The following is a 14,331-nucleotide window of genomic DNA, read 5'->3' as shown; positions in this document are numbered from 1 at the left end:
TAAGGATGGTTATGGCGAAGGCAAGCAAGGCCGTCTCGGCAAAGAAACCTAATATCTTTATGCAGATCGGCTTGTTCATCAAGCAGATCATCGACGAACTCCGCAAGGTCGTTACTCCCACCGCCAAGGAACTGTTCTTCTGGTCGCTGGCCGTTTTTCTTTTCGTGCTGTTCCTCATGGCGCTCGTCACGGGCATGGACTTCGGTCTGGGCAAGCTCGTGCTGTGGATTTTCGGCTGATTTTCGAACCAACCTGAAGGTGAATTGACGCATGAATGATGAAGTGAATCTCGAAAATCTCGATGCCCTGCCGGACATCGCGCCGGATGACGAGGCGCAGCAGCCCGAGGTGAATCTCGATGCCCTGCCGGTCGACGACGAGAATGACGAGACCGCCTCTGACATCGCCACCGAATCCACTCCGGCCGATACCGCTTCCGCTGCGGAACCGGCGGATGACGACACGACCGGGTCTGCATCCGACGATGGCGCGGACCAGCAGTCCGACCAGTCCGGTACCGACGAGGCTCAGGATGCCGGCGCTCAAGCCGTCGAAGAGTTCTCCAAGTCGCTGCGCAATCTCGAAGGCAAGTGGTACGTGCTGCACACGTACTCCGGCTACGAGAAGCGCGTGAAGACCAACGTCGAATCCCGTATCGTCAGCTTCGGTCTCGAAGACAAGATCTTCCAGGTCGAGGTGCCGATGGAGGAAGTCGAGAAGCACACCGACAAGGGCAAGAAGGTCATCACCCGTGTGCGTGTGCCGGGTTATGTGCTCATCCGCATGTGGCCGGATGAGGACGCCCGCCGCATCGTGCGCGAGACCGAAGGCGTGACGGGCTTCGTCGGCCCGACCAAGGACCCGGCGCCGCTGTCGCGCAAGGAAGTCGTCCAGATGATGGCTCCGATGATCGCTTCCGAGGCGCTCAAGAAGGCCGGCGACAAGCCTGCCGCCGCCAAGAAGCGTACCGTCGAGGTCTCCTACGCGGTCGGCGATCAGGTCACCGTCACCGACGGCCCGTTCACCACGATGGCCGCCGTCGTCTCTGACGTCGAGCCCACCACCCAGAAGCTCACCGTGCTCGTGTCCATCTTCGGCCGCGATACGCCGGTGGAGCTGGGCTTCAACCAGGTCGAAAAGCTTCAGTAAGCGTATTCATTAGCAAAAGGCTTCCTTCGGAATTTTCCGGGGGAAGCCTTTTTGCTATTGGAATGGGTTTGCAGGAACTGAGGCCCTCTGGCGTGACAAGGTTGCTAGTAACCAACGGTTACTAGCAACCTTGTCACGCCAGAGGGGCAGCAAGTGATGAGGATGCTGGGCGGCTGCTGAGGGCAATGAATGGCCGCTCAGTGTTCAGTGCAACAATTTCCGGAAGATTGCCACGTTAGTGGGTGTTTGCATACTATGCAACGCAGCCTCGTCGGTGGGTGGATACATATCCCGAAACGAATAGTGGGTGTTTGCGTACCATGAGTGGGATTCGTAAGTGGGTGGATTCGGACGCGGAATCCGTAAGTGGGTGTTTGCCTACCGTGAGCACGGTCCGTAAGTGGGCGAATCCATACCACGAAACAGAAAGTGGGTGTTTGCCTACCACGAAAACAGCCAAAGCGCGGTTTTCGTGGTAGGCAAACACCCACTTACGATTTTTCGTGTCCGGATTCGCCCACTCATGACGGGATAGTGGGTGAATCCGGACACATAGGACGACCGGAAGAGACCGATCGAATCTCCAGACCAGAAATCAGATCGAACCTCCAGATCGGGTCAAACTCAGCGTCCTGACTCAGAGATCTGGTCCGATCGGTCCGGATTCAGTGACCAGATCAGGGATCAGATCGAACCTCCAGATCGGGCCAAACTCAGCGGTCAGACCCAGCGACCAGATCGGACCAGATCAAATCTCCAGGTCAGGTCGGATCAGGGCAGACCAAGCGGCCAGATAAGGGACCCGGCGGCCGCACTCAGCGGCAGGGCTTGGTGAGAGGCTGCCAAGGCTCGAGCTCGACCGGCTCGGCGGTCAGCAGCTCGCGCGTGGCCTCGTCAAGGTATTCCTTGCGAATGATGATCTCGGTCACGAAGCGGTCGAACCACGCGTCGGACATCACGTAGTATCCGTCCACGCCGTTGTCCTTGCCCCAGCTGTTCTCGACCTTCCAGCGGTTCGGCTTGCCGTTCTCGTCGAGGTTCACGCCGGTGAACGTCATCGCGTGGTTGCTCGGGCTGTCGCCGTACTCGAGGCCGTCGGCCTTGTCGAGCGGGAAATCGGTGCCGAACAGGCGATCCACGCGCACGACGGACTGGTCGAAGAAGCCGGCGTCGCGCAGCGCGAACTGCATGCAGTCGCACGCAAACCAGATCGGATGGCCGGCCGTGAGCTGGTCGATCGCGGCCTTGCGGAACACGTCGAGCGGCACGTTGACGAACTCCATGTCGCCGGCTTCGGCCACGTTCGCGGAATACTTGATGACGTAGCGCTTGCCGAACGGCGTGCGCTCCATCGGCGAGTTGCACAGCGACGCGAAGTCGTTCACGTCGACCGGCACGTACTTCTTGTAGAACTCGAGCGGCGTGATGCCGGTCTCGCGGATGACCGGACGATCGTCGATGCCGGAATGCCTGCCGTCCTTGCAGCCGCAGGACTTGCCGGATTCGCACGTGCATTCGTCGCCGCAGTCGCAGGACTTGGAGCCGTCCTTGCAGCAGCCCTCGGCCTTCTTGCAGCAGTCCTTGCCGGCCTTGTCGCCCTTCGCATCGTCGTCGCCCTTGGTACGCGCGATCCAGTCGAACTTCGCCGGCGGCTCGCCGAGCGAGATCGCGCAGATGCGGTACACGACCGACATCTCCTCGTCCTTCGCCGCACGCAGCTCGTCAACGGACGCGCCGGCCGCGTGACGGCGGCGCAGCTCAGCCGCGAAGCCGTGCAGCCGCGAGTTGAGGTACTGCTTGAACGCGGAGGAGTCCGTGGAGTTGGCCGACTCCGGGTAGGCGCTCTTGGGCACCAGACCGTACTTGTTCACGAGCGCGGCGAACATCTGCCACCAGCCGCCGTCGTCGGACGGACCGTAGTTGATGGCCTCGAAGACGCGGCTGTCGGTCGGCTCGTCCAGCGTGGCGAGCACGTTCTCGAGGTACGTGTTGGACTTCTCCATCGCGTCCCAGAAGAACAGGTACGTCTCGGAGAACTCGAAGTCCTCGAGGTTCCAGCGGTGCATGAGCTCGTAGCGCAGCGTGTTGAGCGAGGCGAACATCCAGCAGCGTCCGGAGTGCTTCTGGTTGGTGATCGAACCCTGCTTGAGTTCGACCGAGAAATCGCGCGGCAGCTCGCGCACGCCGCGGTAGTCGGTGGCGGCCTTGAGCACGCCGGACGAGACGGCGGCGTCGGCGGCGACGAGGTTGGCGCGGTCGGCGTTGAAGTCGGCGGCGTACTTGGACAGCAGCTCGGGGTTGATGGCTACGTTGCTTGGCATGACACTTCCTTTGATTGGGCTGAAAAACCTCCCGCATTGTACTGCGTGTTTGCTGTACGGAATCGAAACACAAAATTAACAAACGGGTCCGAGGTGGCTCGTTACCGCTAACTAAAGCGATTTTGACTTACAGCGAAATCGTAAATCAGTCAATACCTCATCTCATATATTGGATTCGATTTTGTGGATTCACCTCCACGGGATAAACCTATCGAGGCTTTAGGAGGTGAAGGGTGCTCAAGTACATCATCAAGCGCATCGGCAACTACATCATCATGCTGTTCGTGGCAGTGTCGATGACGTATTTCCTGGCGAGCGCGTTCATGGACCCGCGTTCGAACTACATGTCGCGTAATCCGCGCCCGCCGATGGCGTCGATCAACCGTTCGCTCGACATGGCGAACATCAACGATCAGACACCCGTCATTGTTCGCTACGGTCGCTGGCTCAAGGGTATCGTGACCCGCTGGGACTGGGGTCTGAGCCCTGACCAGTCGCCGGTCGGCCCGGCCATCGCGTCGCGCATCGCCGCGTCGCTGCAGCTCGTGACGCTCGCGACGATCCTCGCGATCATCTTCGGCGTGAGCATCGGCGTGTACACCGCCATCCGCCAGTACAAGTGGCAGGACCGCGTGCTCAACTCGGTCGCCACGTTCTTCCTGGTCATCCCGGCCGCCGTCATGGGCCTGATGGTCGTGCTCATCGCCATCAACTTCAACAACCTCATCGGCACCCGCGCGTTCTACGTGACCGGCCTGCACTCGTACCAAGGCAACAACCCGGTCCTGTGGGTGCTCGACTACCTGCAGCACCTGATCCTGCCGACCATCGTCATGACGATCCCCGGCACGGTGAGCTATCACCTCACCCAGCGCACGTACCTGCTCGACACGATGAACGCCGACTACGTGCGCACCGCCCGCGCGAAGGGCCTGCCGCTCAACATCGCGATCCGCCGCCACGCGCTGCGCACGAGCCTGATCCCGACCGCCGTGGACGTCGCGTTCTCGATCGCCGGCGTGTTCACCGGCGCGGTCATCACCGAGAACGTGTTCGCGATCAACGGCCTGGGCATGTACTTCACGCAGACGATCGCGCAGAACGACATCAACGGCGCGGTCGCCGTGGCCGCGTTCGGCGGCGTGTGCACGCTGACTGGCGCGCTGCTGGCCGACATCTTCTCCGCGTGGCTCGACCCGCGCATCCGACTGAGCTGAGACGCCCGATCCCGATACGTGGAACGTGAGTAAAAGGACGATCGATATGATGAACGATTCCGAGAACATGGTCGCCGACGCGGACGCGACCGACGAGGTGCGCGACTTCCAGCAGGGAGACGGCCAGACGGCCGATGTGACGGCGGACAACAAGTCCGGCAAGTCCGAGCACGACGACTTCAAGCGCACCGGCCGCATGATGCTGTACGTGCGCCGCTTCTGCCGCCGCCCGTCCGCCGTGGTCGGCCTGATCGTGCTGCTGATCCTGATCTTCTTCGCCGCGTTCGGCGCGCGCTTCTCGCAGTGGAGCTACGACGAGCCGGACTTCGCCGCGCTCGCCGCGCCGCCGTCCTCCGAGCACTGGCTCGGCACGACCGTCGGCGGCTCCGACCTGTACGCGATGATCGTGCGCGGCCTCGGCCGTTCGCTCACCATCGGTATTCTTTCCTCGATCTGCATCACGATCATCGCCGCGCTCGTCGGCACCGCGGTCGCGTTCTTCGAAGGCTGGTTCGAGCACGTCGGCATGTGGCTGCTCGACATGCTGCTCGTCGTCCCGTCGTTCCTGCTCATCGCGCTGATCGTCGGCATGGCCAAGGGCGGCAGCGACTGGATCTGGTTGGCGACCGGCCTGACCGCGTTCGGCTGGATCGGCTACGCGCGAACTCTGCGCACGCTGACGCTCTCGCTGCGCGACCGCGAGTACGTGCGCGCCGCGAAGTTCATGGGCGTGCCGTCGTTCACGATCATCGTGCGCCACCTCGTGCCGAACCTCGGCTCCGTGCTCGTCATCAACACCGTGCTCGGCGTCATCGGCGCGGTCAACAGCGAAACCTCGCTGAGCTTCCTGGGCCTGGGCATCAAGGCCCCCGATACGTCGCTCGGGACGCTGCTCAACGCCGGCCAGTCGGTCGTGCAGACCTCCCCGTGGGTGCTGGTCTTCCCGTCGATCATGCTGATCATCCTGACCTTCTCCGTGCAGCTGATCGGCGACGGCCTGCGCGACGCGATCGACCCGTACTCCCGTTCCGGCGGCAAGGCCGAGTAAGCCAGGACGGCGATCATCATGAACGACAAGAACGCAACGACTACGAACGCAACAGGAGCAACCGTGAACGACACCGCGAACGAGAACGAGCAGCCGGTCATCAGCGTGCGCGACCTCACCGTCAGCTTCGCCTCCGAAGCCGGCACGGTGCACGCGGTGCGCGGCATGAACTTCGACCTGTACCGCGGCCGCACGCTCGGCATCGTCGGCGAGTCCGGCTCGGGTAAGTCCGTCACGTCGATGGCCATCATGGGCCTGCTCGACAAGAACGCGAAGGTGACCGGCTCGATCACGTACCACGGCGACGAGCTGCTCACCAAGTCCGATCTCGAGATGAGCAAGATCCGCGGGCGTGGCATCGCGATGGTGTTCCAGGACCCGCTGTCGGCCCTGACCCCGGTGTTCTCGATCGGCGACCAGATCAAGGAAGCGCTGGTCACCCACAATCCGAAGATGACCGAGGAGCAGATCCACGACCGTTCGATCGAGCTCATGAACCTCGTCGGCATCCCGGACCCCGAGGACCGATTGAAGTCGTTCCCGCACGAGTTCTCCGGCGGCATGCGCCAGCGCGTCATGATCGCCATGGCCATCGCCAACGACCCCGACGTCATCATCGCCGACGAGCCGACCACCGCGCTCGACGTGACGATCCAGGCGCAGGTGCTCGAAGTCCTGCGCAAGGCCCAGCGCGAGACCGGCGCGGCCGTCATCTTCATCACCCACGACCTCGGCGTGATCGCCGGCATCGCGGACGACATCGTCGTCATGTACGCGGGCCGCCCGGTCGAAAAGTCCGACGTCGACACGATCTTCGCCAAGCCAGCCATGCCGTACACGATGGGTCTGCTCGGCGCCGTGCCGCGCTCCGACCGCGAACGCGCCAGCCGCCTCGTGCCGATCCCCGGCTCGCCGATGAACCTCGTGAACATGCCCAAGGGCTGCCCGTTCTCCCCGCGCTGCCCGCTCGCGACCGACGTGTGCCGCCAGAGCGAGCCGTCCATGCAGCCGGTGCCGGGCCGCGAAGGCCAGTTCGTCGCCTGCCATCGCGCGGCCGAGATCGTGAGCAAGGGCCTCACGTTCCGCGACGTGTACACCGTGGGCGAGGCCGTCAAGTCGAAGTTCGACGGCGTGCCGCGCGAACAGCGCAAGACCGTGCTCGACGTGCAGCACATGCGCAAGACGTTCCCGCTGACCGGCGGCGGATTCCTGCGCCGCAAGATCGGCGAGGTGCGCGCGGTCGACGACGTGACGCTCAACGTGCGCGAAGGCGAGACCGTCGCGCTCGTCGGCGAATCCGGCTCCGGCAAGTCCACGACGCTCATGGAGATCATGGAATTCGCCAAGCCGCAGGAAGGCGAGATCGAGATGTTCGGCACCAAGCTCGAACGCAAGATGCCGCGCGAACAGCGCCGCGAACTGCGTTCCGCCGTGCAGTACGTCTTCCAGGACCCGATGAGCTCGCTCGACCCGCGTCTGCCGATCTACGACATCCTCGCCGAGCCGATGAAAGTGCAGCACTACTCCAAGGAGCAGATCCGCGAACGCATCGCCGAACTCATGCGGCTCGTCGAACTGAACCCCGATCAGGTCGACCGCTTCCCGACGCAGTTCTCCGGCGGCCAGCGCCAGCGCATCGCCATCGCGCGCGCCCTCGCCGTCAACCCCAAGCTCGTGCTGCTCGACGAACCGGTCTCCGCGCTCGACGTGTCCATCCAGGCCGGCGTGATCAACCTGCTCGAGGATCTGCAGAACAAGCTCGGCGTGGCCTACCTGTTCGTGGCGCACAACCTGTCGGTCGTCCGCCACATCTCCAGCCAGGTCGCCGTCATGTACCTCGGCCGCATCGTCGAATCCGGCGAGACCGAGGACGTGTTCGAACATCCGCTGCACCCGTACACGCAGGCGCTCATCAGCGCCGTGCCCGTGCCGGACCCGGCCGCCGAGCGCACGCGCAAGCGCATCGTGCTCGAAGGTGAAGTGCCCAGCCCGACCGAAACGTTCCAGGGCTGCCCGTTCGCCGGCCGTTGCCCGCTCATGCCCACGCTGAGCGCCGACCAGCAGGCCCGCTGCCGCGGCGAAAAGCCGATGCTGCGCGCCGCCAATGCTTCCCGACCGAGCGGCCATCAGGTCGCATGCCATTTCGCATGACAGGTCGGACCCTGCGCGAGGGAATCCCACGCAGGTTTATTAGAGAGGAAACAACCATGAAGAACATGCGCAAGATGACCGCCGTCGCGGCGTCCGTCGCGGCGTTCGCCATGCTGCTCGCGGGCTGCGGCAGCACGGGCAATGGCAACGGCTCCAACGGCGCCGCCACCGCGACCGAAGAACCGGCTGCCGGCTTCGATTCGTCGTACACCGGCGCGCTGCCGATGCCGAAGACTGACCAGCGTTACGACAACCACCTCGACCGCGACAAGGTCAAGGACGGCGGCACGCTGACCCTGCCGATCTCCGAGATCACCTCCAACTGGAACTACCTGTCCACCGACGGCAACACCGCCTACATGTCCGAGCTGTGGGGCTGGTACCAGCCGCAGCTGCTCATGACCGACGAGGTCGGCGGCGACCCGATCAAGGTCAACCCGGACTACCTGACCGACATGAAGCTCGTCAGCTCCGACCCGATGGTCGTGCAGTACGACATCAACCCGAAGGCCAAGTGGAACGACGGCAAGGACATCGACTGGACCGCGTTTGAGGCGACCTGGAAGGCCCTCAACGGCAAGGATGCCAACTACAACCCGCCGAGCACCGACGGCTTCGACCGCATCGCCAGCGTCAAGCAGGGCGACAACGCCAAGCAGGTCATCGTGACCTACTCCGAGCCGTACTACCCGTGGCAGCTCGTGTTCTCCGCGCTGGTCAACCCGGAGGCCGGCGACGCCAAGACCTTCACCCAGGGCTGGGTCAAGAACCCGCACAACGAGTGGGCTGCCGGCCCGTACAAGGTCGACTCCTTCAACGACAACAGCGTGACCTTCGTGCCGAACCCGAACTGGTGGGGCGACAAGGCCAAGCTCGACAAGGTCGTCTACAAGGTCATGTCCTCGACCGCCGAGATCAACGCGTTCCAGAACGGTGAGATCGACGCCTCCACCTCCATCTCCACCAAGGACAACCTGAAGGCCGTGCGTTCCGTCAAGAACGCCCAGCTGCGCTACGGTTACAGCACCAAGACCCGCGTGCTCGAGTACAACGGCAAGTCCAAGCCGCTCGACGATCTGCAGGTGCGCAAGGCCCTGACCCAGGCCTTCGACGCCGACACCTACAACAAGATCCAGTTCCAGGGCATGGACTGGGACGCCAAGCGCCCGGGCTCCGAGATGCTGCTGCCGTTCCAGAAGGGTTATGAGGACAACATGCCCGCCGAGTCCAAGTTCAGCACCGACAACGCCAAGAAGACCCTCGAGGCCGACGGCTACAAGATGGGCGACGACGGCTACTACGCCAAGGACGGCAAGACCCTCGAGGTCTCCTTCACGTTCTTCGGCGACGACGCCACCCAGCAGGCCCTCGCCAACGCCTACCAGGCGATGATGAAGAAGGCCGGCATCAAGGTCAAGGTCGTGAACGTGGCCGAGTCCAAGTTCTCCGACACCGTCATGAACGGCGACTACCAGGTGCTGCCGATGGCCTGGCAGTCCACCGCGGCCCTCGGCTTCGTGACCTCCGCCCCGCAGCTGTACACCTCCAACGGCCCGTCCAACTTCACCTACGTCGGTTCCGACGAGGTCGACAAGCTCGTCAAGGCCGCCGGCGCCCACGAGAAGTACGACGACCAGGCCGCCGCCATGAACAAGGCCGAGAAGGCCGCGCTCAAGCTCTACGGCACCGTCCCTGTCTCCAACCCGGGCGCCTACGTGGCCGTCAAGAAGGGCCTCGCCAACTACGGTCCGTCCGGCTTCGCCGGCAACCTGCCGCAGAACATCGGCTGGGAGAAGTGAGCCTGAGCGGGCTTCGCTTCTGAAGAATGGGCCGGTCTCGCACGAGCTTGCTTGAGTCTGTCGCTGACCGGTCTGCATCCTCGCCTCTCCTGTGAGGGGCTTGCTGAGGGGTGTCGGAAGATTTCCCTCCATAACTGAATGTCCCACCTTGACCGAGTCGGGAACACTCGGGCGGGCGGGTGTGATCGCGTTCGCGCGCGTCTTACTTCTCCTTATTCTGCGCGCGCGTCCGCGATCGGACGTGGCCTCCCCGCGGCGTGCCTGTTCGGCGCGGCGCGGGGAGGCTTTTTTCGTATGTGATTTGTCAGGCTTGCTGCGGTGCGGAGCCAAGATATCCGGTTTGACGCGGGTATGTGCGCGATGCTGCCACACTTTCCGCGGAAGGGAGCCGGATGATGAAGTGTGACCGGATATCTTGTCACGCTTTCGTCGGTTTGCGGATGTTTGGGAAAGTGTGACAGAGGGCTGTGAATGGGGATTGCGGCTGCGCGTATGGATTGGCCATTTTCCAATGATCCTTGATGAGAGATGTTGTCACGTACCGCGATTATCGGCTGAGATTGGCGAAGTGTGACAATATCCTTGTCACACTCTTTCGTAAAGCTGGCAATGGTGCAGGGTGTGACAGATTATCGGGGCACGCAGTGCCATAAAGCGCCGAAATCGGCAAAGCGTGACATGGGATGCCCACGGATAAGGCGAAAGCGTACAGACTGATCTTCTTGGTGAGCTACGCGTGCCATCCCCGCATCGGCGTTTCGCGATTTGCGTTCAAGTGGGGTTGAACCTTTAGGGTTGTTAGCGTAAACATCGGATACGGTTCCGGATGAGATCGATGGCACGGCTGCTTCGATCCCATTTGGTGAATCGATTCGATCAGACGCTGTACAACACAGGAACAAGGAGCAACAATGAAGTACCGCAACGTGGGCAAGGCCGGCATCAAGGTGAGCGAAATCGCGCTCGGTAGCTGGATGACCCGCCTCGAGGACGCCGCCGCAGTCGACAACGCGATGGCCATCGCCGACGCCGCATTCGACGCCGGCATCAACTTCTACGACTGCGCGGACGCGTATTCGGGCGGCGACGCCGAGCGCTTCCTCGGCCGCTTCATCGCCAAGCACGACCGCGAGGACCTCGTCATCTCCAGCAAGGTCTTCTTCGGCACCGGCAAGAGCGTCAACGGCCGGGGCCTGAGCCGCAAGCACATCTTCAACAACTGCGAGCGCAGCCTCAAGAACCTCGGCACCGACTACATCGACCTGTACTACTGCCACCGTTTCGACACGACCACGCCGCTCGAGGAGACGTTGCAGGCGTTGAGCGACCTCGTCGACCAGGGCAAGATCCTGTACTACGGCGTGTCCGAGGAGTGGAGCGCCGCGCGTCTCGAGCGCGCCGAGCGCATCATCTCCGAGCGCGGACTGCACCCGCTGACCGTCGTCCAGCCGCAGTACAACATGGTCGACCGCTACATCGAGCATGAGATCGTCGAAACGTGCGAGCGCTACGGCATCGGCATCACGCCGTTCTCGCCGCTCGCCCAGGGCCTGCTGACCGGCAAGTACCGCAAGGGCCAGCCGCTGCCGGCCGGCTCTCGCGCAACCTGGCAGTCCGATCACCAGATCAACGACCTGCTCACCGACGAGAACCTCGACAAGGTCGAGCAGCTGAGCAAGATCGCCGACGAACTGGGCATCAAGATGCCGGTGCTGGCACTTGCGTGGATCCTGCGTCTGCCGGTGATCAGCTCCGTGATCGTCGGTGCGAGCAAGCCGAGCCAGCTCGAATCCAACATCGCCGCCTCCGGCGTGGAGCTGCCCGCCGATGCCCTCGAGCAGATCGACCGCATCCTCGGCTTCAAGCGCTTCGAGCGCCACGTCGGCTGACGCGTAGCGTCAGCCTGAGCGAGGCGATAGGCGAGCGAAGGTCGGATTGAGTCCGAGCGTAGTGAGGTCCGTAATTGCAGGGCCGAAGGCGACGCGTTAAGCGGACAGTCCAGTGGACTGTCCGTAGGCTCAGCCTGAGCGTAGTGAGGTCCGTAATTGCAGGGCTGAGCCGTTAAGCGCGAAGCCTCCGTGACATCCGTGCTAGTGCCCGACCGTTACTATCCCCAATATCACGCCAACGAGCCTGTTCGCGTGATGTTGGGGATATTAGCGTCCCGGTCCTATCCCAAATATCACGCCAAAGGTCTCACTGGCGTGATGTTTGGGATAGGAAGGAGTGGATGCTGGCGGGAATATCACGCGAACAGTCTATTTGCGTGATGTTGGGGCGATTATCGCTTCGCTGCTATCACAAATATCACGCAGAGTATGGCTCGGGTGGTATCCGGTCGCGGGTGGCTCTCGCTTGGCGTGCGGCTTGGCTGGCGCTTGGCGTGAGGCTTGACTGGCGCCTGGGGAGGAAAGACGACGGAATTTCGCAACGAGCCGAAAACCACCGTCGAATCACCGCAAACCGTTGGAATATCAGGGCAACACGCACATGGGCGCAAGGTTGAAACGAAATATGGTTCGACTAACCTAGTTCACGTTTGCGAATCCGAACAGGGGTTTCGGCCGGCGATGGAGAGCGCCGGTTGCGGGACGCTCGAAACGCGACGGTCGTGAATCGTGGCGGCAGCGAATGTCGCGTGCGGCGGGGAGAACGCCGCACCATACCACAAGCAAACAATCAAGAATGCGGGGATTTCCTCACATGTACGTCGATCCGACGAAAAACCAAGACAAGGGCAACCTGCGCTGGATTCTGCCCTACTGCAAACCCGACCTGCCGCGCGTGGCCGGCGCGATGCTGCTGTTCTGCGCCAACAACGCGATGGCCCTGACCATCCCGCTGATCACCGGCATGATCGTCGACCAGGTCATCACCCAGGGCCACACCGAACGACTGCTGCACTTCTGCATGCTCATGATCGTCATGACGGTCATCCGCGTCGCCTCGCGATACGGATACCAGATGTGGATGGAACGCTTCGGCCAGAACTCCATCTACCGTCTCGTGTGCGACGAATACGAGAAGCTGCACGAACTCGACTTCACCTACTTCAACCACACGCGCACCGGCGACATCATGAGCCGCATGACCTCCGACACCGACGCGCTGCGCCACATGCTCAGCTGGGTCAGCTACCAGATCGCCGACTGCGTGGTCATGTTCATCGGCGCGCTGTGCGTCATGTTCTCGATCGACTGGCGACTGGCGCTCGCGCTCGCCTGCGTCACGCCGTTCATCTTCGTGCTCACGCGCAGCCTCTCCACGCACGCGCACCCGCTGTTCTTCGCGATCCGCAACTCGCTCGCGTCCCTCAACTCGATGGTCGAGGAGAACATCGAAGGCAACCGCGTGGTCAAGGCGTTCGTGCGCGAGCCGTACGAGACGCAGAAGTTCGACGAGCACAACGACGACTACATGCAGCGCAACATGGCGCTCGCCTACAACTCGCGCAAGTACATGCCCTGGCTCGACGGCCTCGGCTTCAGCCTGCAGCTCATCACGCTCGGCCTCGGCGGCTTCCTCGTCATCAAGGGCGACATGACGCTCGGCAACCTCGTGAGCTTCAACTCGTTCCTGTGGATGATCGACGGCCCGGTGCGCGCCTCCGGCTGGCTCATCAACGACTGGCAGCGATTCAACGCCAGCTGCATCAAGATCCGCCGCCTGCTCACCGAACAGCCGCGCATCACCGAAAAGCCCGACGCGAAGGAGACCGTCAAGCAGGCCGTCGCCATCGCCGAACAGGTCGGCGCGCCGCATCCGACCACCCCCGACCGCATCAGCGGCGAGATCCGCTTCGACCACGTCAGCTTCGCGTTCCCCGACGATCCGGAGACGCCGATCCTCAAGGACATCGACTTCTCCATCCCGGCCGGCGCGAAACTCGGCATCCTCGGCGAAACCGGCGCGGGCAAGTCCACGCTCGTCAGCCTCATCTCGCGCTTCTACGACCCGACCGTCGGCCACGTGCTCATCGACGGCATCGACGCGCGCGACTGGCCGCTGACCACCCTGCGCTCGCAGGTGTGCATCGTCGCGCAGGACACGTTCCTGTTCTCCGACACGATCGGCGGCAACATCGGCTTCGGTGCCGGCTCCGACACCGACGACTGCTACATCCACAAGATGGCGCAGATCGCCGGCGCGGACAACTTCATCAAGGCCATGCCGCAAGGCTACGACACGGTCGTCGGCGAACGCGGCGTCGGCCTGTCCGGCGGCCAGAAGCAGCGCCTGTCGCTGGCCCGCGCGCTCGCGGACAACCCGAGCATCCTCATCATGGACGACACCACGTCGGCCGTCGACATGGAGACGGAAGCCGAGATCCAGAAGCACCTGCGCGAGATGGACGGCAACAAGACGATCGTGACGATCGCGCACCGCATCTCGTCGGTCAAGGACTCCGACCTGATCCTCGTGCTCGAGCACGGCCGCATCGTCGAACGCGGCACGCACGCCGAACTCGTCGCGCAGCACGGCCGCTACTGGGACATCTACCACAAGCAGCTCGGCATGCAGTCCGGCGCTTCGCAAGGCTTCTGATCATTATGCGTGCGTTGTCATTTCGACCGAGCGCAAGCGAGCGGAGAAATCTTTCGAACGGCAATGCTCCGGCAGGATTTCTCGACTCCGCTTCGCGTCGC

The 14,331-nt window shown here is 62.8% G+C and carries 9 protein-coding genes; 8 read left to right on the top strand and 1 reads right to left on the bottom strand.

The features are described from left to right. Positions 1-11: 11 nt before the first annotated feature. Complete coding sequence (gene secE, locus AC1A0G_RS02410; RefSeq protein ID WP_476527224.1) at positions 12-239, top strand: preprotein translocase subunit SecE; 228 nt, start codon at positions 12-14, stop codon at positions 237-239. A 31-nt stretch (positions 240-270) separates the two neighbouring features. Continuing rightward, positions 271-1,149, top strand: coding sequence for a transcription termination/antitermination protein NusG (gene nusG / locus AC1A0G_RS02405; protein WP_476527222.1), 879 nt, complete (start codon positions 271-273; stop codon positions 1,147-1,149). 815 nt (positions 1,150-1,964) lie between these two features. Here the strand turns inward: nusG and AC1A0G_RS02400 are convergent. Next, positions 1,965-3,470 carry a C1 family peptidase gene (locus AC1A0G_RS02400; RefSeq protein ID WP_476527220.1) on the bottom strand — a complete coding sequence of 502 codons (1,506 nt, stop codon included), beginning with the start codon at positions 3,468-3,470 and terminating at the stop codon, positions 1,965-1,967. A 233-nt stretch (positions 3,471-3,703) separates the two neighbouring features. Here AC1A0G_RS02400 and AC1A0G_RS02395 point away from each other — a divergent pair, with 233 nt between their 5' ends. The 6 genes from AC1A0G_RS02395 to AC1A0G_RS02370 all read left to right on the top strand — a co-directional run bounded on the left by AC1A0G_RS02395 (position 3,704) and on the right by AC1A0G_RS02370 (position 14,230). Beyond that, on the top strand, positions 3,704-4,687 hold the full coding sequence (locus tag AC1A0G_RS02395) for an ABC transporter permease (protein ID WP_476527218.1): 984 nt from the start codon (positions 3,704-3,706) through the stop codon (positions 4,685-4,687). 46 nt (positions 4,688-4,733) lie between these two features. Next, positions 4,734-5,735: an ABC transporter permease gene (locus tag AC1A0G_RS02390; RefSeq protein WP_476527216.1), complete on the top strand. Its 1,002-nt coding sequence runs from the start codon at positions 4,734-4,736 to the stop codon at positions 5,733-5,735. A gap of 18 nt (positions 5,736-5,753) precedes the next feature. Then, a complete protein-coding gene (locus AC1A0G_RS02385; protein WP_476527215.1) occupies positions 5,754-7,886 on the top strand; it encodes a dipeptide ABC transporter ATP-binding protein in 2,133 nt (710 codons plus the stop codon). Between the two features lie 56 nt (positions 7,887-7,942). Beyond that, complete coding sequence (locus tag AC1A0G_RS02380; RefSeq protein ID WP_476527213.1) at positions 7,943-9,685, top strand: ABC transporter family substrate-binding protein; 1,743 nt, start codon at positions 7,943-7,945, stop codon at positions 9,683-9,685. A 911-nt stretch (positions 9,686-10,596) separates the two neighbouring features. Continuing rightward, complete coding sequence (locus AC1A0G_RS02375; RefSeq protein ID WP_476527211.1) at positions 10,597-11,574, top strand: aldo/keto reductase family protein; 978 nt, start codon at positions 10,597-10,599, stop codon at positions 11,572-11,574. An 814-nt stretch (positions 11,575-12,388) separates the two neighbouring features. Further along, complete coding sequence (locus AC1A0G_RS02370; RefSeq protein WP_476527210.1) at positions 12,389-14,230, top strand: ABC transporter ATP-binding protein; 1,842 nt, start codon at positions 12,389-12,391, stop codon at positions 14,228-14,230. The last annotated feature ends 101 nt before the right edge of the window (positions 14,231-14,331 follow it).

The sequence above is a fragment of the Bifidobacterium sp. LH_230 genome (assembly GCF_056357555.1).
The sequence above is the reverse complement of the archived record's forward strand: the minus strand, read 5'-3'. Positions and strand labels throughout refer to the sequence as shown.

Excerpts from the sequence above, each read along its gene's own strand:
- secE (WP_476527224.1), top strand. The coding sequence starts at position 12 with ATGGCGAAGGCAAGCAAGGCCGTCTCGGCAAAGAAACCTAATATCTTT.
- nusG (WP_476527222.1), top strand. The coding sequence starts at position 271 with ATGAATGATGAAGTGAATCTCGAAAATCTCGATGCCCTGCCGGACATC.
- AC1A0G_RS02400 (WP_476527220.1), bottom strand. The coding sequence starts at position 3,470 with ATGCCAAGCAACGTAGCCATCAACCCCGAGCTGCTGTCCAAGTACGCC.
- AC1A0G_RS02390 (WP_476527216.1), top strand. The coding sequence starts at position 4,734 with ATGATGAACGATTCCGAGAACATGGTCGCCGACGCGGACGCGACCGAC.
- AC1A0G_RS02385 (WP_476527215.1), top strand. The coding sequence starts at position 5,754 with ATGAACGACAAGAACGCAACGACTACGAACGCAACAGGAGCAACCGTG.
- AC1A0G_RS02380 (WP_476527213.1), top strand. The coding sequence starts at position 7,943 with ATGAAGAACATGCGCAAGATGACCGCCGTCGCGGCGTCCGTCGCGGCG.
- AC1A0G_RS02375 (WP_476527211.1), top strand. The coding sequence starts at position 10,597 with ATGAAGTACCGCAACGTGGGCAAGGCCGGCATCAAGGTGAGCGAAATC.
- AC1A0G_RS02370 (WP_476527210.1), top strand. The coding sequence starts at position 12,389 with ATGTACGTCGATCCGACGAAAAACCAAGACAAGGGCAACCTGCGCTGG.